At 71.0% G+C, this 22,218-nt stretch carries 23 protein-coding genes; 9 read left to right on the top strand and 14 right to left on the bottom strand.

What is annotated here, in order from left to right:
* The first annotated feature begins 86 nt into the window (after window positions 1-86).
* Genes BEN78_07050 through BEN78_07035 form a run of 4 tightly spaced genes read left to right on the top strand, consistent with a single transcriptional unit; the run spans window position 87 to window position 5,066 of the window.
* On the top strand, window positions 87-1,496 hold the full coding sequence (locus BEN78_07050; GenBank protein ASR44975.1) for a hypothetical protein: 1,410 nt from the start codon (window positions 87-89) through the stop codon (window positions 1,494-1,496).
* Window positions 1,496-2,128, top strand: coding sequence for a hypothetical protein (locus BEN78_07045; protein ID ASR43175.1), 633 nt, complete (start codon window positions 1,496-1,498; stop codon window positions 2,126-2,128). Before BEN78_07050 ends, BEN78_07045 begins: the two co-directional genes overlap by 1 nt.
* Window positions 2,125-3,105 (top strand): hypothetical protein, encoded by a 981-nt coding sequence (locus BEN78_07040; GenBank protein ID ASR43174.1) that lies wholly within the window; start codon window positions 2,125-2,127, stop codon window positions 3,103-3,105. The genes BEN78_07045 and BEN78_07040 overlap by 4 nt, the downstream gene beginning before the upstream one ends.
* The gene (locus BEN78_07035; GenBank protein ID ASR43173.1) at window positions 3,102-5,066 is read left to right on the top strand and encodes a peptidase S9, prolyl oligopeptidase activesite domain protein; all 1,965 of its coding nucleotides are present in this window, start codon (window positions 3,102-3,104) and stop codon (window positions 5,064-5,066) included. The genes BEN78_07040 and BEN78_07035 overlap by 4 nt, the downstream gene beginning before the upstream one ends.
* A gap of 29 nt (window positions 5,067-5,095) precedes the next feature.
* Here BEN78_07035 and BEN78_07030 read toward each other — a convergent pair whose 3' ends face one another.
* Entirely contained in the window at window positions 5,096-5,713 is a 618-nt protein-coding gene (locus BEN78_07030; GenBank protein ID ASR43172.1) for a lysine transporter LysE, read from the bottom strand.
* Between the two features lie 205 nt (window positions 5,714-5,918).
* Here BEN78_07030 and BEN78_07025 point away from each other — a divergent pair, with 205 nt between their 5' ends.
* A complete protein-coding gene (locus BEN78_07025; protein ID ASR43171.1) occupies window positions 5,919-7,067 on the top strand; it encodes an L-fucose dehydrogenase in 1,149 nt (382 codons plus the stop codon).
* Between the two features lie 18 nt (window positions 7,068-7,085).
* On the opposite strand, the gene BEN78_07020 is transcribed toward BEN78_07025, so the two are convergent.
* The 3 genes from BEN78_07020 to BEN78_07010 all read right to left on the bottom strand — a co-directional run bounded on the left by BEN78_07020 (window position 7,086) and on the right by BEN78_07010 (window position 9,111).
* Complete coding sequence (locus tag BEN78_07020) at window positions 7,086-7,628, bottom strand: hypothetical protein (GenBank protein ID ASR43170.1); 543 nt, start codon at window positions 7,626-7,628, stop codon at window positions 7,086-7,088.
* 100 nt (window positions 7,629-7,728) lie between these two features.
* The gene (locus BEN78_07015; protein ID ASR43169.1) at window positions 7,729-7,962 is read right to left on the bottom strand and encodes a hypothetical protein; all 234 of its coding nucleotides are present in this window, start codon (window positions 7,960-7,962) and stop codon (window positions 7,729-7,731) included.
* A gap of 39 nt (window positions 7,963-8,001) precedes the next feature.
* On the bottom strand, window positions 8,002-9,111 hold the full coding sequence (locus tag BEN78_07010) for a hypothetical protein (protein ID ASR44974.1): 1,110 nt from the start codon (window positions 9,109-9,111) through the stop codon (window positions 8,002-8,004).
* A gap of 92 nt (window positions 9,112-9,203) precedes the next feature.
* Between BEN78_07010 and BEN78_07005 the strand changes: the two genes are divergently transcribed.
* Together BEN78_07005 and BEN78_07000 are read left to right on the top strand one after the other, a co-directional pair.
* Window positions 9,204-10,637 carry a recombinase RmuC gene (locus BEN78_07005; GenBank protein ASR44973.1) on the top strand — a complete coding sequence of 478 codons (1,434 nt, stop codon included), beginning with the start codon at window positions 9,204-9,206 and terminating at the stop codon, window positions 10,635-10,637.
* Window positions 10,638-10,712: 75 nt separating this feature from the next.
* Complete coding sequence (locus BEN78_07000; GenBank protein ASR43168.1) at window positions 10,713-11,258, top strand: glutathione peroxidase; 546 nt, start codon at window positions 10,713-10,715, stop codon at window positions 11,256-11,258.
* Between the two features lie 58 nt (window positions 11,259-11,316).
* Here BEN78_07000 and BEN78_06995 read toward each other — a convergent pair whose 3' ends face one another.
* The 8 genes from BEN78_06995 to BEN78_06960 all read right to left on the bottom strand — a co-directional run bounded on the left by BEN78_06995 (window position 11,317) and on the right by BEN78_06960 (window position 18,933).
* Window positions 11,317-12,399: a hypothetical protein gene (locus BEN78_06995; protein ID ASR43167.1), complete on the bottom strand. Its 1,083-nt coding sequence runs from the start codon at window positions 12,397-12,399 to the stop codon at window positions 11,317-11,319.
* A 91-nt stretch (window positions 12,400-12,490) separates the two neighbouring features.
* Window positions 12,491-12,781: a hypothetical protein gene (locus BEN78_06990; GenBank protein ID ASR43166.1), complete on the bottom strand. Its 291-nt coding sequence runs from the start codon at window positions 12,779-12,781 to the stop codon at window positions 12,491-12,493.
* Window positions 12,778-13,443 carry an organic solvent ABC transporter gene (locus tag BEN78_06985; protein ID ASR44972.1) on the bottom strand — a complete coding sequence of 222 codons (666 nt, stop codon included), beginning with the start codon at window positions 13,441-13,443 and terminating at the stop codon, window positions 12,778-12,780. The genes BEN78_06990 and BEN78_06985 overlap by 4 nt, the downstream gene beginning before the upstream one ends.
* Before the next feature lie 5 nt (window positions 13,444-13,448).
* The gene (locus tag BEN78_06980; GenBank protein ASR43165.1) at window positions 13,449-13,994 is read right to left on the bottom strand and encodes an outer membrane lipid asymmetry maintenance protein MlaD; all 546 of its coding nucleotides are present in this window, start codon (window positions 13,992-13,994) and stop codon (window positions 13,449-13,451) included.
* A 67-nt stretch (window positions 13,995-14,061) separates the two neighbouring features.
* Window positions 14,062-14,805 (bottom strand): ABC transporter permease, encoded by a 744-nt coding sequence (locus BEN78_06975; protein ASR44971.1) that lies wholly within the window; start codon window positions 14,803-14,805, stop codon window positions 14,062-14,064.
* 52 nt (window positions 14,806-14,857) lie between these two features.
* Window positions 14,858-15,634 carry an ABC transporter ATP-binding protein gene (locus tag BEN78_06970; protein ID ASR44970.1) on the bottom strand — a complete coding sequence of 259 codons (777 nt, stop codon included), beginning with the start codon at window positions 15,632-15,634 and terminating at the stop codon, window positions 14,858-14,860.
* Window positions 15,635-15,859: 225 nt separating this feature from the next.
* Window positions 15,860-17,872 (bottom strand): hypothetical protein, encoded by a 2,013-nt coding sequence (locus tag BEN78_06965; protein ID ASR43164.1) that lies wholly within the window; start codon window positions 17,870-17,872, stop codon window positions 15,860-15,862.
* Window positions 17,869-18,933: a hypothetical protein gene (locus BEN78_06960; GenBank protein ASR43163.1), complete on the bottom strand. Its 1,065-nt coding sequence runs from the start codon at window positions 18,931-18,933 to the stop codon at window positions 17,869-17,871. The genes BEN78_06965 and BEN78_06960 overlap by 4 nt, the downstream gene beginning before the upstream one ends.
* 278 nt (window positions 18,934-19,211) lie before the next feature.
* Here BEN78_06960 and BEN78_06955 point away from each other — a divergent pair, with 278 nt between their 5' ends.
* On the top strand, window positions 19,212-19,523 hold the full coding sequence (locus BEN78_06955; protein ASR43162.1) for a hypothetical protein: 312 nt from the start codon (window positions 19,212-19,214) through the stop codon (window positions 19,521-19,523).
* Between the two features lie 190 nt (window positions 19,524-19,713).
* Here the strand turns inward: BEN78_06955 and BEN78_06950 are convergent, their stop codons facing one another.
* On the bottom strand, window positions 19,714-21,294 hold the full coding sequence (locus BEN78_06950; protein ID ASR44969.1) for a peptidase M20: 1,581 nt from the start codon (window positions 21,292-21,294) through the stop codon (window positions 19,714-19,716).
* A 247-nt stretch (window positions 21,295-21,541) separates the two neighbouring features.
* Here BEN78_06950 and BEN78_06945 point away from each other — a divergent pair, with 247 nt between their 5' ends.
* Window positions 21,542-21,961 carry a hypothetical protein gene (locus tag BEN78_06945; GenBank protein ID ASR43161.1) on the top strand — a complete coding sequence of 140 codons (420 nt, stop codon included), beginning with the start codon at window positions 21,542-21,544 and terminating at the stop codon, window positions 21,959-21,961.
* Window positions 21,962-21,985: 24 nt separating this feature from the next.
* Here BEN78_06945 and BEN78_06940 read toward each other — a convergent pair whose 3' ends face one another.
* A complete protein-coding gene (locus BEN78_06940) occupies window positions 21,986-22,207 on the bottom strand; it encodes a hypothetical protein (protein ASR43160.1) in 222 nt (73 codons plus the stop codon).
* Window positions 22,208-22,218 lie beyond the last annotated feature (11 nt).

Below are 22,218 nucleotides of genomic sequence, written 5' to 3'. Positions count from 1 at the left end.
GGCCAACGCCGGGGACGGCGCGAGAGGAGATCCACGAGTCCATGACGTCATTCGATTCCCCGGCCGGACGCGCCGATGCACTGGCGCTGGGCCGGCTCGACGCGCACGCACAGGCGGCGCTGCGCAGCAGTGGCGCGGTGTCCGCGCTTGAACTCACCGAAGCGGCGATCGTCCGCGCACAACTGCTCGATCCCGCGCTCGGCGCGTTGAGTTACCAGGCTTTCGACGCCGCGCGGCAACGCGCCCGCGCACTCGATGCCGCAGGTCCGGACCCGGCCGCGCCGCTGGCTGGCGTGCCATGGCTGGCGAAGGATTCGCTGCGCGTGCCGGGCATGCCCACGCGCGGTGGTTCGCGCAGCCGCAGCAGCGAACCGGCGACCGAGGCACCGCCGTTCGTGCAGCGCTTCGACGCCGAGGGCCTGGTGGCGATCGGCAAGAGTGCGATGCCCGAGTTCGGCCTGATGGGCTCGACCGAACCGCTGCTCGGCCCGGTCACGCGCAACCCGTGGTCGCGTGCGCATTCGCCCGGCGGCTCCAGCGGCGGGGCCGGTGCCGCACTCGCAGCCGGCATCGTGCCGCTGGCGCACGGCAGCGACGGCGCGGGCTCGATCCGCATTCCGGCCTCGGCCTGCGGCGTCGTCGGGCTCAAGCCCGGACGCGGCGCCTGCGTGCCGGTGCGCGGCCGCCATGCGATCGAAGATCTGATCGTCGCCGACAGTCTGATGTCGCGCAGCGTCCGCGACACCGCCTGGGCCTTCGCCACCGCGCATCCCGACCGGCCACTGCCGGTGACCGCGCAGGATCCGCGGCGGCTGCGCATCGGCCTGGTGCTCGAATCGCTGCCGGGTCTGGCGCCCGACCCCGAGGTCGCGGCAGCGACGCAGTCGGCCGCGCAGCTGTGCGCATCGCTGGGCCATGCGGTCGAGGCGGTGACCTGGCCGCTGGACGGTCACGCGGTCTGGGCGGCGCTGCACACCTTGTGGTCGCGCCTGGGCGTGGACGCGGTCGAACTGGCGACCGCCCAGGGCGGCGCCGCGTTCGCCGAGCGTGCGCTCGAGCCGTGGACCTTGGGCCTGGCGCACTGGCACGAGACGCACTGCGGCGTCGCCGAGCTCGAACGCGCCTGGACCACGGTGGCCGCGCTGCCCGATGTCTTCTCGCGCTTCCACGCCCATTACGATGTGCTGCTGTGCCCGACCCTGCGCACACCGCCGCCGACGCTGGGCACGCTGGCGCCCGACCGCGACTTCGCCGCGCTGTGGCCCGCGATGTTCGAATGGATCGCCTACACACCGCTGCAGAACCTCGCCGGCACGCCCGCGATCTCGCTGCCGCTGGCGCAGGACCCGAGCGGCCTGCCGATCGGGGTGCAGTTCGCCGCCGACCGCGGCCAGGAGGCGCTGCTGCTGGCGCTGGCCTACGAACTGGAAGCAGCCGCCCCCTGGCAAGATCGCTGGCCACCGACATCGGTGGCCAACCATGAGGACACACGCTGATGGGTCATGCCCGCGACACCCGCTATGCGCCCCGCCACGACGGCGACATCGTGCGCCTGATCCAGGTGCAACCCTTTGCCTGGTTGGTCTCGGCCGGGGGCGACGATGCTGCGTTCACGCCGCTGCCGCTGCGCGTGGAATGCGACGACCAAGGCCAGCTGATCGCGCTGCGCGGGCACCTGGCACGGCGCAATCCGCACGTGGCGCGCCTGCGGCGCGACCCGCTGGCCCACGCGCTGGTCATCGGCCCGCACGCCTACGTTTCGCCGAGCTGGCTCGACGACCGCACCCAGGCGCCGAGCTGGAACTATGCCGCGGCTGCGTTCACGCTGGAGGTCACCTGCAGCGACCGCGAAGCCGACATCGCCGACGAACTCGATGCGCTGGTGACATCGATGGAAGCGGGCCGCCCGAACGCGTGGTCGATGCAGGAGATGGGCGAACGCTACGCGCGCCTGGCGAGCGGGGTCACCGCGATCCGCGGCCACATCGTCGCCACCCGCGCCACGTTCAAGCTCGGACAGGACGAGGCGCCGCACGACTTCGCGCAGCTGCTGGCCGGCCTCACACGCGGCGGCGAACACGCGCTGGTGGACTGGATGCGCGACTTCGCCGCGGACCGCGACGCATGAGCGCAGCGCCCGACGCGCTGGATCCGATGCTGCGCGGCTTCGTGACCGCGATCTGCAGCGAAGGCGCCCGTCTGGCCGGCGGCCGTACGCTCGACTGGCCGCAGCGGCGTGCGATCGCCGAGACCGTGCGGACGCCGTGGCGCGCGGGCGGGCCGCCGATGGCGCAGACCACGATGCATCGCATCGACAGCGCGGCGGGCGCCTTCGACCTGCGCGTCTACCGTCCGGCGGGCGCGAGCGAACCGGCCCCGGCGCTGGTCTACGTGCACGGCGGCGGCTGGTGTCTCTTCAGCCTCGACACCCACGACCGGCTGATGCGCGAACTCGCCGCGCGCGCGGGCATCGTCGTGGTCGGCATCGATTATGCGCTCGCGCCCGAGCATCCCTATCCGACCGCACTGCGGCAATGTGTGGACGCGGTGCGTGCGTTGCGCGCGCGCGCCGACGACTTCAGCCTCGATGCCACACGGCTGGCGATCGGCGGCGACTCGGCCGGCGCCAACCTCGCACTGGCCACCGCGCTGCAGTTGCGCGACTTGGATGGGCAGACCGGGCTGGCCGGCTTGCTGCTGCACTACGGCGCGTTCGATACCGCGATCGATGCCGACTCGGCGGCAACGCTCGGCGCCGCCGATGCCATGCTCAGCGCCGACGAGATGGCCGACTACTGGCGCGCCTACCTCGGCGCAGCGGCCGACCGCTGCCGCGATCCCCTGGCCGTGCCCGCGCATGCCGCACTGCACGCCCTGCCGCCGACGCTGCTGCTGTGGGGCGAACGCGACGTGCTTGCCGCGCAGAACGCGGCGATGGCGGCGCGCCTGCGTGCGAGCGGTGTCGAGGTCGACACGCAAGCCTATGCCGGCGCGCCGCACAGCTTCCTGGAGGCGATGTCGGTGTCCGACATCGCCCGCGATGCACTGGCGCGCGGCGCCGGCTGGCTGCGCGCGCGGCTGGCATCTATCGGAGCAGGCGCATGATCCGCCGCCTGGCTCTGGGCCTGCTGCTGTTGCCCGCAGTGGCGTGCGCGCACGCCACTGCGCACGGCCACCTGCCGACCCCCGAAGACATCGCCGCGCTGGCGGCCGTCGACGATCCGCAGATCGCGCCCGACGGGCGTCGCATCGCCTACACCGTCGGCACGCCGCAGCCCGGTGGCGCAGCGCCGCGCACGCAGCTGTGGCGCGTGGCGTTCGACGGCGACACCGCGCCACGCGCCCTGCCCGTGCCGGACGCGGCCCAGGACCGCCAGCCGCGCTGGTCGCGCGACGGCCGGCAGTTGTTGTTCCTGTCCGATCGTCGACCGCCGGGCGCCGATGCCACCGGACCGACCCAGGTCTGGCGCGTCGACGCCGACGGCGATGCGGCGACGCCGCTGACCGAATCGGTCGCCGATGTGACTGCGTTCGACCTGTCGTTTGATGGCGCGCAACTCGCCTGGCTGCAGACCGACCCGCCGTCGCCCGATGAGGCCGCGCGCCTGGCGGCCAAGGACGATGCCGTCGTCGTCGAGCGCCCGACGCGTTTCTCGCGCGTGTGGCTGCGTGCGCTGCCCGATGGCGCAGCGCGTGTGCTCACGCCGGTCGGCCTGCAGGTCCACGACCTGGCGTGGTCCCCCGACGGCCGCACGCTGGCGCTGCGCACGTCCTCGGGCACCACGCTCAACGACTACTGGTACGACTCGGCGGTGGTGCTGCTCGATATCGCCAGCGGACGCATCGGCGCGCCGCTGGAGCCGCACGCCTCGGCGCATCCGCTGCAGTGGTCGCCCGACGGCCGCCGGCTGCTGTATGGGCGCCTGGGCACGCATGGCATGGTCGCCACACCGATCGTGCACGACCTCGGTCGCGATACCCGCATCGCGCTCGGCGCACACTGGTCGGGCACGCTGTGGCTCGCACGCTGGCAGGACGATGCAACGCTGCTCGGGCAAGGTCAGCGTGGCATGCGCGGCGCATTCGTGCAGTTGGACGCGGCGACCGGTGCCGCGACCGAACGCGCGCGGCCGCAGATTCCGTATCGCAGCTTCACCGTCGCCGCCAACGGCCGCGTCGCCTACCTCGGCCTGCGCGACGACAGCCCCGGCAATGTCTGGACGTTCGACGGCACGCGACTGGCGCAACGCAGCGACCATCATCCGCAGGTCGCCGGCTGGCGGCTGGGCCGGGTGCGCGAACTCGAATGGCCGGCCTCGCGCGATGGCCGTGCGATCAGCGCGCTGCTGGTCACCCCGCCCGACTGGGATGGCAGGACACGGCTGCCGACGCTGGTGCAGATCCACGGCGGACCGGCGTGGGCGTGGTGGTCGGGCTGGCAAGGCTCCTGGCACGAATGGGCGCACCTGCTCGCCGCGCGCGGCTACGCGGTGCTGCTGCCCAATCCGCGCGGGTCGGAAGGCCACGGCAACGCCTTCGCCGAACTCGCCCGCGGCGACTGGGGCGACGGCCCGTTGCAGGACGTGCTCGACGGGCTCGACCTGCTCGAGCGCGACGGCATCGCCGATCCGGCCCGCGTCGCGATCGGCGGCTGGAGCTACGGCGGGTATCTGTCGGCCTGGGCAGTCGCGCGCAGCGACCGCTTCCGCACCGCGATCGTCGGCGCCGGCGTGCTCGATCTGGCGAGCGCGGCGCTGACCAACGACGTGCCCGATTACCTGCCCGGCTACTTCGGCGACCCGCTGCAAGCGCGCGCGACCTACGACGCGCAGTCGCCGGTCCACCATGCGCGCGACATCCAGGTGCCGGTGCTGATCCTGCATGGCGAGGCCGATGCGCGTGTGCCGCTGTCGCAGGCGCAGATGTTCCATCGCGCACTGCGCTTCAACGGCACGCCGGTCGAGCTGGTCACCTATCCACGCGGGCCGCACTGGTTCCACGAACAGGCGCACGAGATCGACCTGCAACAGCGCGTGCTCGACTGGCTCGATCGCACGCTGCACTGAGCGCATCTGACGCAGCCCACGCGGCTGCGTCAGTTGAACGCCAGCCGCACGCCGAAGCCGACCAGGCACGCGCCGGCGATCCGTCGCAACCCGCGGGTGATGCGCGGATCGCGGGCGACGTGCGCGCGCAGCGCATGGCCGGCGAGGATCAGCAGCGAGCAGTACAGCAGGCCGAGCAGGCCGATCAGCCCCGACATCGCCGCGAACGTCGCCACGCCGCGGTGCTGCGCCGGATCGATGAACAGCGGAAAGAACGCCATGTAGAACAGCACGGCTTTGGGATTGAGCAGCGTGATCAGCACGCCCTGGCCGAACCAGTGGCCGTTCCCCATCGCGACCCTGCCCGCGCCGTCGCCGCGCCTGCGCAGCAGCTGCACACCGATCCACACCAGATACACGGCGCCGAGCCATTGCACGCCGCGAAACAGCATCGGGTTGGCGGCGAGCAGTGCGGCCACGCCACCGGCGGCCAACCACAGCAGCACCTGGTCGCCGAGCGCCAGACCGAAGAACGCCGCATAGCCCCCGCGCATACCACCGCGCGCAGTCGCGGTCAGCAGCGCGAATGTCCCCGGCCCCGGAATCGCGAGGAACACGAGCACCGCGACCACGAAGGTCGGCAGATCGGAAATGCCCATCCAGCCCATGTCGTCAGCGCCGCGGATCGAGCACGCATGATACGCAGGCGACGCGGCCGTTCACGGCGCGGGACACGCATGGCCGCCGCGGTACCGGTCGGATTCACGCCGCCTCGTCGGCGTGACCGGCACGGTGTGCAGTCGCGGGCATCGATGCAGGGCGGCCGAACGGTCGGGACGCGATGGTCGCCATCCCCTGTCGCCGGAGACTCCCATGCATTCACGTCGCAGCTTTCTGTCCGCCGCCGCGCTTGGCGCCGCCACCCTCGCCGCCGCACCGCTGGTCGCCAGCGCGCAGACCTCGCCCGGCGATGTCCTGCCGACCCAGGGTCGTCGCCGGTCCGCTGCGCTGCCGACCAATCCCGCAGGCGGTCGCAGATACCGTCCGAGCGCGCGCGTCGGACTCGGCGGCGCGCCGCTCGGCAACAACTGGGCGGTCGTCACCGAAGACGACGCACAGGCCACGCTGGAGGCCGCGTGGGACGGCGGCATGCGCCTGTTCGACACCTCGCCCTGGTACGGCCTCGGCCGCTCCGAGCGTCGTTTCGGCCACGTGCTGGGACAGAAGCCGCGCGCCGAGTACGTCATCTCCAGCAAGGTCGGCCGCCTGCTGACCGCGACCAAGGACACACCGAAGGTCGGCTGGAAGGACCCGCCGCCGTTCGACTACCGCTACGACTACAGCGCGACCGGCACACGCCGTTCGATTGAGGACAGCCTGCAGCGCCTGGGGATCGACGCGATCGACATCGTGCTGATCCACGACCTCTCGCCCGACAACGGCGACATGGGCGAGCGCTGGACCGAGTACTTCGAGCAGGCCCGCACCGGCGCCTTCGTCGAGCTGACGAAGATGCGCGAAGAAGGCCTGATCAAGGCCTGGGGCATGGGCGTCAACACGCCCGACCCGGCGCTGCGGGCGATCGAGGTCGCCGACCCGGATATCTTCCTGCTCGCCTGCCAGTACTCGCTGCTCGACCACCAGCGTGCACTCGACGACACCTTCCCCAAGCTCGCCGAAAAGGATATCTCGGTGATCGTCGGCTCGCCGCTGCTGGCCGGCTTCCTGACCGGGCGCGACCGTTATCTGTACGGGTCGCAGCCGGTGCCGGCCGATGCCCAGCAGAAGCGCGCGAAGGCGGAGGAGATCGTGCGCGCACATGGCGTCGATCTGCGCACCGTGGCCTTGCAGTTCGCCAATGCGCCCGAGGTCGTCTCGGCGATCGTGCCCGGCGCACGCAACGCGCGGCAGGTGCAGGAGAACATCGCCTCGATGTCGGTGGCGATTCCCGACGGCGTCTGGGACGACCTCCGCCGCGCCGGCATCGTCGCCGAGCACGCGCCGGTGCCCGCAGCGGGCTGACGCGGCCAGCGCCCGGCGCTACGGCGCCGAGTGCGAGGCGGCCAGCCGGGCGCGCACCGCCTCGATCAGCGCTGGCAGCGTCTCCACCCGCGGCACGCTGTAGCGCTCGGCGGTGATGTCCAGGTTGCCCTTGCGGAAGTAACCCGCTGGCGCTGCCAGCAGCAGCTTGCCCGAGCGCGCGTACAGGCCGAACTCCAGCAGCGTGATCGGACTCTGCGTGCCCGGCGCGAAATACATCAGCACCAGATCCGCCCGCTCTAGCGCTTGGAGCTCCCATTCCACCTGGCGCCGGAACTCCGGCTCGTCCGCCTCCACCCGCCAGGCCGGGTTCCAGTCCGCACGGCGCGGATTGAGCAGCACCACGTCCAGATCGGCGAGCGCAGCCTGGACCTGCTGTTGCCAATCGCCGGCGCGGCCCATCTCGATGCTGCCAGCCAGAAACACCGTCGGCCGGCTGTCGTCGGGCAGCGGCTCGGGCGAGACGACCGTCGTCGCCGCGACCGCCGACAGCGGCGCGAGTGCGGCGATCGCCAGGAGTGGCGCAAACAGGAATCGGAGCATCGTCGAGGACCTGAGATGAGAGCGCTATGATCGCAGCGTCGCGACAGAACGCGACATCCGCCCGCAGTTCCGCGATCGCTGTCACGGCGCAGTGACCGGTCTAGGGATCGACCGCGACCGGGACGCGCGATGCCGCCCACTGCGCGTGCAGAACGCCTGCGACTGCATAGCAGTGCGGTGCATCGACGTTGGCCAGCACGATGACCGTTTCTCCCGTCTTCGGGTAGGTGCGGAGATCGGTGCAGATGCCATCGGCGGAACCGCCATGTCCCCAGCGGAAATCGCGTGCAGGCACGCCGTCGCCGTAATCGGTCGCGAAGAAGCCCAAGCCCATGAATTCACGATGCGGCCCGCAGCGGGCCGCAGCCTGCGATCAGCGCACCGTACTCGTCAGCGCATCGAAGGCTTCGTCGATCTGCGCGGGCGAAAACCCGCAATGGCCCTCGCCGGCCGGCGGCAGCACCGTCAGGTTGCGGCTGCGGCCCGCGGCTTGGACGAGCACCGGATAGATGCCCTGCAGGCGTGCGGTGATCGTCGGATCGTCTTGGTTGTAGCGCAGCACCACCGGCCGTTCGATGCGCCCGTCCAGGTCGGCCACGCGGGCCAGCTGCGCCATCGCGCGGGTGTCGCCCCGATAGCGCGGCGCGGCGGCGTTGAAGGCCGCATCGTCGCCGAATCCGGCGTAGACCGTGTCGCGGTTGTCGACCGGCAACCCGCCGGTGCGCGCCGTCATCTCGCGCAACACCAGCGCGTACAGACCGAGCGTGCCGGTCAGACCTTCGGTTGGCACCTCCAGCGCCGTCGCTAGCGCGGCCGCGGCCTCGGTGTCCGACGCCAGCGCCGCGCCGATTGCCTGCATCAGCGCGATCTGGTCGCTCGGCAGGTCGTCAAGCGGCGGCGCGGCTGGATCCGACAGCCCGCGCCCGGGCAGGCCAGCTTCCGGAAAGAAGACGTCGAATGCGACCAGCGCCCGCTGCGCGTCCTCGAACATGCGTGTGGCCGGCACGTTCGCGCCGCACAACGACAATGCGCCATCGTAGCGATCGCCATGGCGCTCCAGGCTCGCGAGCGCGGCCTGGCCACCCATCGAGAACCCGACCAGCCAGCTGCGCCGCAGCGCATGGCGCGTCGCGAGGTGTGCGCGCAGGCGTTCGCTGTCGTCGACGGCCGCGGCCACCGCCCAGCCCTGCTCGGCATAGCCACTCTCGGCGACCGCGTAACCGCGGGCCAGGAACACCGGCGTGGCCTCGTTCGCCGGCCAGGGATCGGCGCGCGGGACGCCGCGGGGCTCATAGCCATGCAGCAGCAGCACCAACTCGCCATTCCAGTCGCGGGGAATCTCGAACCGGTACGGCGCACCCGCGAGCGTGCCGGTCTCCACACGCGGCTCGGCCGCGGTGTCCACAGCGTATGCGCCCGCGCAGGCCATGAGCAGCCCCGCCAACACCCCACCCAGTGCCACGTCTCGATGCCTGCGTGCCATGCCCTGCGCCATCCCCGACGACCTTTGCGCACCCTACCCGAAGGCAGCCGGCGACGCACCGGATGAGACCGGGCTGGCTACACTTGGCACCGATGAACCCGCATATCGTCCTGCTTGCCTTGATCCTCGTCCTCGTCGCGGTCGCGACGGGCCTGCTCGTGGTGTTGCTGTTGCGTCGGCCCGGCGCGGGCGGCGACGCGCTGGAGCGGGCCCTGCGCGAGGAGCAGCGCGCGGGCCGGGCCGAGTTGCGCCAGCAGCTCGATGGCTTCGCTGCGGCGCAGGCGCAGCGCATCGACGCGTTCGGCGCGCAGCTGCAGGCGGTCGCCGCACGCACCGATCAGCGCTTGGACGAGTTCACCGTGCGCACCGATGCGCGACTCGATGCGTTCACCCGCACCACCGACGAACGCCTCGACGTGTTGCGCGCCGCGCTGGGCGAGGACGCGCGCAAGGCCCGTACCGAGGGCGCGGACCAGCAGCAGCGGTTCGCCGATGCGCTCGGCGCGCGCCTGAACGAGTTGACCCAGCGCAACGAGCAGCGCATCGGCGAGATGCGCGCCACGCTTGAGCAGCAGCTGCGCGCCTTGCAGGCCGACAACACCGCCAAGCTCGAGCAGATGCGCGCGACGGTCGACGAGAAGCTGCAGACCACGCTCGAGGCGCGCCTGGGCGCGTCGTTCAAGCTGGTGTCCGAGCGGCTCGAGCAGGTGCAGCGCGGACTGGGCGAGATGCAACAACTGGCAACCGGCGTGGGCGACCTCAAGCGCGTGCTGAGCAACGTCAAGAATCGCGGCGGCTGGGGCGAGGTGCAGTTGGACAACATCCTCGAGCAGACGCTGACGCAGGACCAGTACGGCCGTGGCGTGCGGGTCAAGCCGGGCGGCGCGGAGATCGTGGATTTTGCGATCCGCCTGCCGGGCCGCGGCGACGCCGATGCCGTCGTGTGGCTGCCGGTCGATGCGAAGTTCCCGCGCGAAGATTACGAACGCCTGCTCGATGCGCAGGAACAAGGCGACGCGGAGGCCGTGAAGACCGCGGTCGCCCAGCTCGAACGCGCGATCCGGGTGCAGGCGAAATCAATCTGCGACAAGTACGTGTGCCCGCCGCACACGACCGACTTCGCGGTGATGTTCCTGCCGACCGAGGGGCTTTACGCCGAGGTCATACGCCGCGCCGGTCTGGTCGACCTGCTGCAGCGCGAGCACCGTATCGTGGTCGCCGGGCCGACGACGATCACCGCGCTGCTCAACAGCCTGCAGATGGGCTTTCGCACGCTGGCGATCGAGAAACGCTCGAGCGAGGTGTGGCAGGTGCTGGGCGCGGTCAAGACCGAGTTCGGCAAGTTCGCGACCGTGCTCGAGCGGGCCACCAGCCAGCTCGACACCGTGCAGAACAGCATCAAGGCCGCCGGCGTGCGCACGCGCGCGATCGAGCGCCAGCTGCGCGGCGTCGAGTCGCTGCCCGGCCCCGACGCGCAGGCGCTGCTGGGCGATACGCTCGACGACAGCGTCGACGCGCAGGACTGACCGGCCCACGCAACGCGGCGGCAATGCCCGCGCGGCGATGGCATGATCGGAGCGCCCCACCTACCGACGCACGCCATGACCGCAGCACTGACCGACATCCCGCTCACGACCATCGACGGCGGGACCACGACACTCGGCGCCTACGCCGGCAAAGCGCTGCTGGTGGTCAACGTGGCCTCCAAGTGCGGGCTCACGCCGCAGTACGCTGGACTCGAAGCCCTGTATCGCGAGAAGCACGCGGCGGGCCTGGAGATCTTGGGCTTTCCGGCCAACGACTTCGCCGGCCAGGAGCCGGGCAGCGACGCGGAGATCCAGCAGTTCTGCACGCTCCACTACGACGTGGGATTTCCGTTGTTCTCCAAGATCGCGGTCACCGGGCCCAACGCGCATCCGCTGTATGCCGCGCTGACCGCGGCGCGGCCGGAGGCGACCGGCGACGGCCCGATGCGCGAACGCCTGCGCGGCCACGGCATGACCCCCAACCCGGCGCCGGGCGTGCTGTGGAATTTCGAGAAGTTCCTGATCGATCGCCACGGCCGCGTCGTCGACCGCTTCGCGCCGGACGTGACCGCTGACGATCCGCGGCTGCGCGCGGCAGTCGAGGCCGCGCTGGCGGGGTGAGCGGGTTGGTCCGGCCCAGACGACCGACGGCGGGGCCGCGTGCAGCTCCCGCCGTGACTCAGGGGTTGGAGATGCCGGGCACGACCGGGATTGCATCGACCGGCACGGTCGGCATCGCGTCGTCCTCGTAGAGGTAATCCGGCAGGTCGTCGTCGTCGCTGCGATGGCGGCGTACCGACTCGATCTGGTAGGCGCGGCGCTGCATCCAGGCATCGCGGATCAGCGCGTATTCGTCGGTCGCGCCCTCGCGCATGCTGTCGACGACGAACAACCGCGTGCGCAGGTCGACCAGTTGCAAGCCCTGCAGGCCGTAGCGCCAGGTATCGTCATTGAGCTGGCGCAGCGGCGATAGCGGCGCGTCGCCGACCATGCCGAAACCGTCGCGCAAGGTGCGTGGGCCGAACAGCGGCAGCTCCACATAGCGCGAGTTGCGCCAGCCCCACACGCCCAGCGTCTGGCCGAAATCGGCATCGCGATGCGGGATCTCCGCATCGGTGGCCGGGTCGAAAATGCCGCCGATGCCCAGCGTGCTGTTGACCACAAACCGGCCCAGCGACTGGCCTGCGTCCTTCGGCCGCCCCTGCAGCAGCGCATTGAGCGCGGTGACCGGCTGGCCGAGGTTGCTGAAGAAGTTGCTCACGCCCAGCCGCACGGCCCGCGGCACGATCTTCGCGTACGCCTTGGCCAGCGGCTTGGCGACGCCGCGGTCGACCGCGCTGTTGAACGCGAACATCTTGCGATTGAACGGTTCCCACGGATCGTAGCTGCGTGGCATCTGCGCGGCGGCCGGCAGCGTCGGGTCGGCAACCGGATCGTAGACCTGCTCGCCATACAGGGCGGCGTAGTCGAGTTCGGCCTGGGTCGGCGCGCCGGCGACTGGCGTGCCATCCGCGGGCGTGGCATCCCCGGCGATGCGCGCGGCATCGTCGAAGGCCGCCACGACGGCGGCCTGATCGGGTGCGGCCGGCTGTTCCGACGCCTCGGCCTGGGCCGCGTCGGGTACCTCGGTCGGTGCGGGCGCATCGATCGCGACCGGCGAGGGGACACGATCGCGCGGGGCGCCGGTCCCGGCGCAGGCAGCGAGCGTGGCCGCGGCCAGCAGCGGCAGGATCGGGCGGAGCGTACGAAGCGGAGTCGACATCGGAGAAGTCCGGTGGGGGTGCCGATGGAACATCAAGGGGCGTGGGTCGCCGGGGCGCCGACGGTCATGCCGTCATCCTGCGCGCCGCGCTTCACGCGCGCACGTAGGTCAGCGCCGGCGTCAGCCGGTAGGCGCTGCGCAGTTCGGCCAGGCCCGGCGGTTCGCCGTCGACCGTGAGCGCACCATCCCCGGCCAGTTCGGCCAGCAACGCGAGCCCGGCGCTGTCGACCGCGGTGACCGCGGTCAGGTCGAGCTGGCGGGCGCCGGCGCGCAGCGGCTGCACGCGCGGCCACAACGCCGGCACGGTGGCCGCCGACACCGCGCCGGCGAACGCCAACGCATCGCCGTCGCGCCGGACCGAGGCGGCAGCAGGCGCGCTCATCGGCCGGCGTCGGCCTGGATCTGGCCGGCGCGCAGTTCGCGTGCGACCTGCTGGATCGACTTGCGCTGCAACTCGGGGTCGAACTGCTCGCGGAACGTGCGCACGAACGACACGCCCTCGACCATGACGTCGAACACCTTCCAGGTGCCGCCGCTCTGGCGCATCAGGTAATCGACCGGCACCGGCTCGCCGCCACTGCGCAGCAGCTCGCTGGACACGCGCACGCCCAAGCCACGCGGCAGCGGCGCCTCGGACTTGATGCGCACCCGCAGCTGGGTGTTGAAGTCCAGCAGCGACGAGCCGTAGCGGCGCATCAGGTTTTCGGCCAGCGCGTCACCGAACGCCTTGACGTCGGCATCCGAGGCGCCGCGGCCATGCCGCCCAAGCACCTGACGCGCGGCATAGTCGCGGTCGAACATGGTGTCGAACTCGCCGGTGATGAAGCGCTGCAGCGCGGCGCGGTCACGGCTGAATTCGGCGCGGCGGGTCTCGATGGTCTTGAGCACCCGTTCGCTGTTGGCCAGCACCAACTGGCTCGGCGAACCGGCCTGGACGTCGGCGGCCGGGGCGGCGGCCGGACGGGCCTGCGCGAACACGGTTGCGGTCGGCAGGGTGAGGGCCGCGGCCAGCGCCAGCGGCAGCACACGGCGGATCAGGGGCATGCGGATCATGGGAGCACTCCTTCGTCACGGGGGGACGCGTCGGGAGACGCGGCGGCGGGCGGATCGTCCGCCGGCGGCGCGGCATCGCCGCCACCGCTGAACATGTATTTGCCGACCATCTGGATCAGGTCGACCGCCGGCGAGGTGAACGCGATCTCCTCGCCGGGCTGCAGCGATTCGACGTCGCCACCGGGCGACAGGCCGACGTAGCTCTCGCCGAGCAGGCCGCCGGTCAGGATCGCGGCCGAGGTGTCGGCCGGAATCTCGGCGTAGCGGTCCTCGATCGCCAGGGTCGCGATCGAATCGAACTTCACCGGGTCCAGGTCGATCCTGTCGACCCGACCGATGGTCACGCCGCCGATCTTCACCGGGGCGTTGGGGCGCAACTGGCCGAGATTGCTGAAACGCGCGGTGAGTTCGTACGTGCCGCCGCGACCGAAGCCGAACTTGCCATTGGTCGAGGCGATCGCCAGCACCAGCAGCGAGCCGAGCGCCAGCAACAGAAACGCGCCGACGGCGAACTCGAGACGGGGACCACGGGCGCTTGTCATGGGTGTCACCTTTGCAGCGGGCCGCCTGCGCGGCGGTGAAGGAAAAGACCGGACGCCGGAGCGGGCATCAACGGAACAGGAATGCGGACATCACGAAGTTGAACATCAGCACCAGCAGCGAGGCGTTGACCACCGCCCGCGTGGTGGCGACCGAGGTGCCCTCGATCGTCGGCTCGGCATGGAAGCCAACATAGGACGCGACCAGCGCCGCAGTGCCGCCGAACACCGCCGACTTCAGGAACGCGGTCAGAAAATCGCCGCGGAAGTCGACCGCATCCTGCATCGTCTGCCAGAACATGCCGTTGTCGATGCCCAGTACCTGGACCGCCTGGAACCAGCTCGCCGACAGCGCCAGGCTGCAGAAGAACGCGGTCAGCAGCGGCACGCAGATCACCGCCGCCCAGAATCGCGGCGCGACCGCCTTGGCGACCGGGTCGATCGCCATCAGGCCCAGCGCGGTGATCTGGTCGGTCGCGCGCATCAGCCCCAGTTCGGCGGCGATCGAACTGCCGGCGCGGCCCACGAACAGCAGCGCAGTCAGCACCGGCGCCAGTTCCCGGTACAGGCCCAGACCGATCAGTACGCTGACCTGGTTGCTGGCGCCGTAGGTCTCCAGCGCGCGGTAACCCAACAACGTCAGCGACAGACCGACGAAGGCGCCCCCCACGGCGATGATCGGCAACGAACGGCCGCCGATCTTGTAGACCTCGCGCAGCAGCTCGGCGAAGAAGTCGGCGGTCGGCCGGGAGGCGCGCAGCACCGACAACGAGAACAGCCCGGCGCGGCCGAGCGAGCGGATGGCGGCGGTCATCGACGGCGTCCCGGGCAGCGACCGCGGGTCGTACGCAGGCAGATCGAACGCGTCATGCGGCCTCCGGCCGGGCGAGGTCGGCACGGTCGAACGCGATCGGCCCATCGGGCTCGCCGCGCAGGAACTGCCGCACCAGCGGGTCTTCTGAGGCCTCGAGCGCGGCCGGGGTGCCGGTGAATACGATCCGGCCGTTGGCGATCACCACCGCGCGATCGGCGACTGGCAGCGTCTCATGGACGTGGTGGGTCACCACGATGCTGGTCAGCCCCAGGCTGGCATTGAGCCGGGCGATCAGGCTCATGATCACGCCCGAGGCGATCGGATCCAGGCCGGTCAGCGGCTCGTCGTAGATCATCAGCGGCGGATCGAGCGCCAGCGCGCGGGCCAGCGCGACGCGGCGCGCCATGCCGCCCGACAGCTCACGCGGGTACAGGTCGGCGGCCGCACGCAGGCCTACCGCCTGCAGCTTCATGTCGACCAGTCGCGCGATCACCGGCTTGGGCAGATCGGTGTGGATGCGCAGCGGCAGCGCGATGTTCTCGGCCGCGGTCAGATCGGTCAGCAGGCCGTTGCCCTGCAGCAGCACACCGATGCCCTTGCGCATCTCCAACAGCGCGCGCTGGCGCTGCGGCACCGGACGCCCGAACACCTCGACCTTGCCGGCGGCGGGCACCAGCTCGCCGGTCAGTGCCGAGAGCAGCGTCGACTTGCCGCTCCCCGACGGGCCCAGCACCGCGGTCACGCTGCCGCGTGGCACCGTCAGGTCGATGTCCGCGAGCACGGTCCGGCCACCGCGATCGAGGCGGGCCCGGTCGAGACGGACGGCGATGTCGGGGGCAGGATCGAAGGACACGCAAGCGGCCGAAGTTAAAAACCCGTCAAGGGTGGCGAAGTGCAACTGAACACAGACGGAGTGACTGAACCGAATAGTACAGTAATTCAGCCCTGCCTGAACGCCGCACCGCGGTGCGCGCCCCTGATCTGCGATGCGCCGGCGACATCCGCGGCCTGGCCGACCGCGAGCCGGGTCGATCGCCGGCTGTCCTGCTGCGGGTCATGCGCCCGGGTCGGTGACTGCCTCGCGCGCAGGCTCCGCCGGCGTGGTGTCCGTCCGCTCCGCCATGTCCTCATGCAGGATCCGGCGGATCTCCAGAACCGCTGGCGCCGTCTCCTGCACGCTGTGCCCGGACACGATGATCTTTTCCGACAGCGCGCCCGGCAGGTGTGCGCTGGGGTACGGCACCAGGCCGTCGTCACTGTCCTCCAGGGCACCCTCGGCACTGCGGCGCGCGATGATCGAGTGCAGCCGCACCGCGGGCGAGATCGGAAACTGAGCGGCCGCGCGCACGAACGGATCGTCCTTGGACAGGTTGTCGATGCTGTTGGGCAAACGCGCCTCGCGCCGGTCCTCATCGTGACCCGCCAAGGCCTGGATCACGTCGCCGAAGCCCTCGAGCAAGGTCAGCGGCAGCCGCACCAGGCCCGACACCCAGCGCCCCAGCCGGGTGCCCGCGACCTCGGTGCCACGGTGCGGCGCGGCGATGAACACCGCGCGTCCGACCTGCGGCAGCGGCTCGAAGCGCAGCATCGGCTCGAGCCGGGGGCGGATCCGCGCCAGCCGTGCCGGCTCGATCTCGCGCGTCTGGACGAACGCGTTCCACAGCGCATCGCCCGACGAGGACACCAACAATCGCGCGATCACCCCGCCCATGCTGTGGCCGACCAGCACGATGTCGTGCGAGGCCGGCGCCTGCCCGCCGGGATCGACATGCGCCAGCGCGTCGATCACCAGGCGCCGGATCGCGGCCTGGTTGAGCGCGATCGGCATGTTGGTCGGGTAGTAGACCTGCCAGACCTGGTAATTCCGGCGCAGCGCCTCGTCGCCCATGATCTCGTTGGCGACGTTGACCCAGGCCTCGGGACTGCTGGCCAGGCCATGGATCATCAGCACGATGCGGCGCTGCGGATCGTAGGGCTGCATCATGTACAGGTGCGGGCGTTCGATCCCGCGCTCGCGGCCGAGCAAGGTGCGCAGCGACTGCACGGCGAACCCCGAGCGCGCCAGCCACAGCCCATAGCCGGCGCTGAAGTTCGCGGCCAGCGGCACCGGCTGGCCACGCAGCACCACGGTGTCCTCGATATAGGGATCGTGCGCGCTGGCCAGCACCTCGCGCGTGGCCAGGACCTCGGCTGCGTCCTCGCCCGGAAAGCGGAACAGCAGGGTCAGGCTCGGAGACGGCATTTCGCTCCATGCCGGCACGTCCGGGCGGTGGCCGGCGCGCGCGTGGGGCGCGGCCGACGCGGCGGCGGCCACCGGGTCGTCCATCACCGCCACCAGCTCGGCGCCGAAGCCATCGCGGCGATAGATGCTGCGCAGGCCCTTGAACGACAGCGACGCGGCCGGCAGCAGTTCCTGCGGCATGTCCGTGCCGCCGGGCAGGCGCAGGCCGGTCACGTCCATATGCAGCGTCCAGCCGGCGACCTCGATGCGGTCAGTCGGCGGCGCACTACGCACGCGGGTGTCGAACAGCTGCGTCGAGGCCGCCTGGACGGCATGGTTGTACCAGTCGCGGACCTGGGTCTGGCGATCCTCGAATGCACGCTCGCCTGGTGACCGCGCGGTGTAGAACAGGTACACATAGGCATGGCGCGCGGCTTCAAACAGCGCCTGCAGCCGGGCATCGGCGCTCGCCGGGTCGACCGGTTTTCCGGGCACGGGCGAGGCCAGCGTCAGGGCGTGCTGCAGCCACAGTTCCGATAGCGCCGATTGCAGGCGCTCGTCGGCAATGCCCTCCACGCCCGACAAGGCACGGATGCAATCGATCGACGGCTGCACGCAGGCGGCAGTGTCGAGACCGGCGACGCGGATCGTCTGCGCGGTGGCGGCGCTGAGGCGGCCGGTGGTCAGGATGTCGCCACGCTGCAACGCGATGGTTTCGCCGGGCGTCATCGGCGCGACCGCGACCGAGGGCCCGAACTCGCGCAGGATCGCGCAGCCGCCGAGCGCGGCCACCAGCAGCGCGGCGGTGATGGTCCGCCCCAGCCACGTGGAGGAACGGCCCGTCATGGCGTGGTGGCGGTCACGCCCGGCACGCCTTGGCGGATCGCGCGCGGGAACTCGGCCGCCGGCCCGTCGAAGGCGCGCGCGCGCGCGGTGATGCGGCCGGCCGCGCGCAGCGTCTGGAGGTCATAGCCCGGCACCAACCCGTCGTGGTCGTAGGCATAGCCGTCGAAGTGCCCCGACAGCAGCAGCCGGTAATCGAGCGGCAGCGCAGGCGCGATGCGACGCGCGAGCGCGAACACGATCGTCGTGCAGTTGCTGGTCAGCGTGTTGTAGAAGCGCGGCTTGCGCTGCAGCCGGGCCGCCTCGTCGAGATAACCCAGGAACACCTCGCGCAGTTGCGCCGGCGGCACATCGAGCCGGTACAGGTACACGTCCTCGCCACGGATATTGCTGCGCACGCGCACGATGTCGTATTCGTCGGCGGCCACCAGCACCGTTTCGAACTGGCGGAAGAAGCCGCCGACCGCCGAGAACGACTCGTCGCGCTCCTTGCGGATCTCCAGCGAAAACACCAGTTGGCGGCCATCGTCGAAACCGAACGAGACCAGCGTGTGGGCGATATGCGGGCCCATCCAGTACGACAGGATCAGATCGGCCGACACCAGACGCTCGAGGTCGTAGGTCCGCGTCTCCCAGCGTACGGTGTAGTCGTCGTCGCTGCGCCAATCGAAATTGCGGACATTGCGCAACGTGACCCGATTGCCTTCGACATCGGCCTCGAGCAAGCGCGCGACATCATCGGCCCACAACCGTGCGTGCGAGGGCAGCAAGGTCTGCCACCAGCCGAGCAGCATCAGCAGCGCGATCCCGCCGATGACCGGAGCGATGCGACCGCGCGCTTGCCGCGGCCGCGGCGGCAGAGACACCAGCACGGCCACCGCGACGACCAGCCAGACCGCGATCAGCAGCCATCGCCAAGTGGCCGGCGCCTGGTATCCCAGCGCGAATGCACCCCACACCGCCACCGGCACGACCGCCAGCGCGGCCACGGCGGCGCCCAGCCAGCGCCTCGCTGGGCTGCGAGCGGTCGTCGAGGGTGGAGTTGTGAGGGAGTCGGGCGCCATGTCGCGGGTCTGAGCCGAGCCTGCGATGGCAGGACGCGTTCATCCTAGCAATATTTGAACCCGCAAGTACACTATTTGATCGGCGGGCCGAACGCCGCCAGCACGCCGTCCACAGGTGCATGCGGCGCTGCGGGAAGTGTCTCAATGGCTGCTGCGAGCCTGAACGAGCTGCGACGCCGGGCGAGCAGCTCACGCAATTTGAGCCAAACCACGACACCCTCGCGACATACGACGCGAAAGACTGGGCGCGTCACTTTCGACCGACCCAGGAGTTTTCCATGCGTCGTATCGTGCTTCCCCTCGCGGCTGCAGCTGCCTTCGCGCTGACCGCGTGTAACAACCACGACACCCCCGCCACTGGCCCTGCACCGACGACCGACCCGGCGACCGCACCGCCGCCGATGGACTCGCAGACACCACCTCCCAGCGATCCGATGACGCCGCCGCCGACCGACCCGACGCTGCCGCCGAACGATCCGGTCGATCCGACCATGCCGCCGCCGACCGATCCCACGATGCAGCCGCCGACCGATCCGACCACCACGCCGCCAGCACCGCCGACCGGCCAGGACGCCACGACCGGCACTTGATCGCGCGAGGCTGACCTTTTCTCCATCCAGTTCATCTCTGCCCGGTTCGGCGCGCAACAAGCGCGACGCTCTCTCTCAACCGGTGTTGCCGCCCGTGTCTCACGGGCGGCTTTTTATTGCGTGTCATGCAGGCACGGCAGACGCACGGTGTCGAATAGTCCACCGCCCGCTGCAACGCCGTCCTCGCCTCTCAGCGCGGCGGACTGCGGCGGGCGTCGTCACTGAGGATGCGGCGCGCGCGGAACTCGCTGTCCTCGTTCCATTGCGGCCACTCGGCCGTGTTCGCGAGCGCCGCCGCCAGACGGTAGACCGTGCGCGTGTCGGCGGTCGGTCCGGCCATGTCCCAGCTGTCGTCGAAGGCATCGCCCGGCTGGTGATAGCGGTGCGCGAAGTAATCGGCGCGCGCCGCTTTGCCGCCGGCCACGCCGCCATCGAGCTGGTCCATGCCCGGACCGATCGTCAGCGCCGGCACGCCGGCCTGGGCGAACGCGAAATGGTCGGCGCGGTAGAACAGCCCCGCTTCGAGATTGGGATCGGGCGACCAGCTCCGGCCATCGATGGCCGCCGCCGCGGCCAGGTCGCGCTCCAGCGAGACGCGGCCGTTGCCCCAGGACGAGATGTCGCGGGTTTCGCCGTCGGGGCTCCACATTTCCATGTTCAGCACCGCGGCCGTGGTCTCGAGCGGACGCAGCGGATTGGCCGCGTAGTAGGTCGCACCGAGCAGGCCGTTCTCCTCGGCCGTCAACGCAATGAACTGCAGCGTGCGCGCCGGGCGCGGGCCGGCGGCGAACACCCGCGCCAGTTCGATCAGCGACGCGATCGCGGTCGCGTTGTCGACCGCGCCATTGATGATCGCATCGCCGCTGGCATCGGGCTCGCCGACGCCGAAGCTGTCCCAGTGGCCCGACAACACGACCGTCTCGTCGGGACGCGACGCGCCCGGCAGTACGCCGACCACGTTGTGGCTGGTCACACGCTCGCGCTGCACGTCGAAGGCGATGTCCAGGCGTGCATCGCCGAGCGCGCCGCCGCGAAAGCCCGGCTGTTGCGCCCGGCGCTTTTCGGCCTCGAAATCGAGCCCGGCATCGGCGAACAAGCGCACGGCGACCTCGCGCTGCATCCAGCCGCGCATCGGCAAGTGATGGGTCTGGGCGTCGGCGCGGACGATGTCGTACTGCGGCCCGGCGCGGCCGTTGCGCACCGTCGCCCACGGGTAGGACGCCGGCTCGGTCTCGTGGACGATCAGCACGCCCGCCGCGCCGCGGCGCGCCGCCTCTTCGTACTTGTAGGTCCAGCGGCCGTACCAGGTCAGCGCCCGGCCGCCGAAGCGCCCAGGCGCCTCGGCCTCGAAATCGGGATCGTTGATCAGCACCACGACCAGCTTGCCGGCGACGTCGAGCCCGGCGTAGTCGTCCCAGTCGAGCTCGGGCGCCGTGATGCCGTAGCCGGCGAAGACGACCGGCAGATCGGCCAGATCCACGCGCCCGCCCGGCCGCAGGGTCTCGACCGCGATGTCGTCGCCATTGGCGAGTGCGCGCGTCTGCCCGCCGACATGCACGCGCGCCTCGACCGGACCGACGATCGCACTGCGCTCGAGCACGACCGCCTGGGTCCAGCCGCCGTCGTCGCCGCCCGGCGACAACCCGGCCTGCGCGAACTGTTCGGCGATGTAGGCGATGGTCTTGCGCTCGCCCTCGGTCGTCGGCGCGCGCCCTTCGAACGCGTCGGAGGCGAGCACCGACAGGTGGCGTGCGAGATTGTCGGCGACGATCCCGCCACCGGGTACATCGGCGGTTGTGGCCGGAGCGGGGCCGGGCCCTGGATCGGCGCCGGCAGCGGCGAACGCCGGCACGCCGGCCAGCGACACCATCAAAGCGGTGGACAGGAGAGCGACAGGCACGGCGCGGCGTGGCATCGGCGGGGTCTTCCTCGCATGAATTTTGCCCATCATGCCGCAATTGGCCCGGGCCCCTGCCAGCGGCTACAGTGGAGGATGGTCCCCCCGACAGGAGCACTGCATGTCACGACGCCTCCGCGTTTCGCTGCCCCGGCCCATGCTGGCCGCTTTGCTGGTGCCCGCGTTCGCACTGGCTGCCTGCGCGCCCGCCCATGACGAGGGCTTCGAGGAAGAACCGCCCGCCGCCGACGTCGCCGATGCCGACACCGGGGCCGGCAGCGCGATCGAGACTGAAGCCGCGGCCAGTGAGCCGTCGGCCGAGGGCGCGATCGGCACCACGCCCTGCGACACCGAGGCGGTGCAGGCGATGATCGGCCAGGCCGGCAGCGACGCGCTCTTCGACAAGGCCCGGCAGGACGCCGGCGCCCGCACCCATCGCGTGATCCGTCCCGGCGATGCGGTGACGATGGATTTCCGTGAGGACCGGTTGAACATCGACCTCGACGCCGAGGGCCGGATCACTGGATTCCGCTGCGGCTGACGCACCGCGGGCGCGGCGGGCGGATCAGCGCTCGTCGCGCCTACCGAACTCGACGGGCTGGGCGTCGGATTTGCGCCAACGCCCCTCGCTGTAACGCTCGCAGTCGCGCGACACCGGTTCGCCCGGCTGGTCGGGCCGGCTGACGCACAGCGGGTTGTTGTCGACCGCCGCGTTGGTGTCGCGATAGTCCATCGTGCCGCAGGCGGCGAGCGGCAAGGCCGCCGCCAAGCTCCACAGGCTGCGCATGTGTCCGACTC

The sequence above is a fragment of the Xanthomonas citri pv. mangiferaeindicae genome (assembly GCA_002240395.1).
Taxonomy (GTDB): Bacteria; Pseudomonadota; Gammaproteobacteria; order Xanthomonadales; family Xanthomonadaceae; genus Luteimonas; species Luteimonas citri_A.
Note: the sequence above shows the minus strand (reverse complement) of the source record. Positions and strands in the feature narration are given on the sequence as shown.

Bases quoted from the DNA above. Each gene is read 5' to 3' on its own strand.
- BEN78_07045 (ASR43175.1), top strand. From the start codon at position 1,496: ATGGGTCATGCCCGCGACACCCGCTATGCGCCCCGCCACGACGGCGAC.
- BEN78_07040 (ASR43174.1), top strand. From the start codon at position 2,125: ATGAGCGCAGCGCCCGACGCGCTGGATCCGATGCTGCGCGGCTTCGTG.
- BEN78_07035 (ASR43173.1), top strand. From the start codon at position 3,102: ATGATCCGCCGCCTGGCTCTGGGCCTGCTGCTGTTGCCCGCAGTGGCG.
- BEN78_07030 (ASR43172.1), bottom strand. From the start codon at position 5,713: ATGGGCTGGATGGGCATTTCCGATCTGCCGACCTTCGTGGTCGCGGTG.
- BEN78_07025 (ASR43171.1), top strand. From the start codon at position 5,919: ATGCATTCACGTCGCAGCTTTCTGTCCGCCGCCGCGCTTGGCGCCGCC.
- BEN78_07020 (ASR43170.1), bottom strand. From the start codon at position 7,628: ATGCTCCGATTCCTGTTTGCGCCACTCCTGGCGATCGCCGCACTCGCG.
- BEN78_07015 (ASR43169.1), bottom strand. From the start codon at position 7,962: ATGGGCTTGGGCTTCTTCGCGACCGATTACGGCGACGGCGTGCCTGCA.
- BEN78_07010 (ASR44974.1), bottom strand. From the start codon at position 9,111: ATGGCACGCAGGCATCGAGACGTGGCACTGGGTGGGGTGTTGGCGGGG.
- BEN78_07005 (ASR44973.1), top strand. From the start codon at position 9,204: ATGAACCCGCATATCGTCCTGCTTGCCTTGATCCTCGTCCTCGTCGCG.
- BEN78_07000 (ASR43168.1), top strand. From the start codon at position 10,713: ATGACCGCAGCACTGACCGACATCCCGCTCACGACCATCGACGGCGGG.
- BEN78_06995 (ASR43167.1), bottom strand. From the start codon at position 12,399: ATGTCGACTCCGCTTCGTACGCTCCGCCCGATCCTGCCGCTGCTGGCC.
- BEN78_06990 (ASR43166.1), bottom strand. From the start codon at position 12,781: ATGAGCGCGCCTGCTGCCGCCTCGGTCCGGCGCGACGGCGATGCGTTG.
- BEN78_06985 (ASR44972.1), bottom strand. From the start codon at position 13,443: ATGCCCCTGATCCGCCGTGTGCTGCCGCTGGCGCTGGCCGCGGCCCTC.
- BEN78_06980 (ASR43165.1), bottom strand. From the start codon at position 13,994: ATGACAAGCGCCCGTGGTCCCCGTCTCGAGTTCGCCGTCGGCGCGTTT.
- BEN78_06975 (ASR44971.1), bottom strand. From the start codon at position 14,805: ATGACCGCCGCCATCCGCTCGCTCGGCCGCGCCGGGCTGTTCTCGTTG.
- BEN78_06965 (ASR43164.1), bottom strand. From the start codon at position 17,872: ATGACGGGCCGTTCCTCCACGTGGCTGGGGCGGACCATCACCGCCGCG.
- BEN78_06960 (ASR43163.1), bottom strand. From the start codon at position 18,933: ATGGCGCCCGACTCCCTCACAACTCCACCCTCGACGACCGCTCGCAGC.
- BEN78_06955 (ASR43162.1), top strand. From the start codon at position 19,212: ATGCGTCGTATCGTGCTTCCCCTCGCGGCTGCAGCTGCCTTCGCGCTG.
- BEN78_06945 (ASR43161.1), top strand. From the start codon at position 21,542: ATGTCACGACGCCTCCGCGTTTCGCTGCCCCGGCCCATGCTGGCCGCT.
- BEN78_06940 (ASR43160.1), bottom strand. From the start codon at position 22,207: ATGCGCAGCCTGTGGAGCTTGGCGGCGGCCTTGCCGCTCGCCGCCTGC.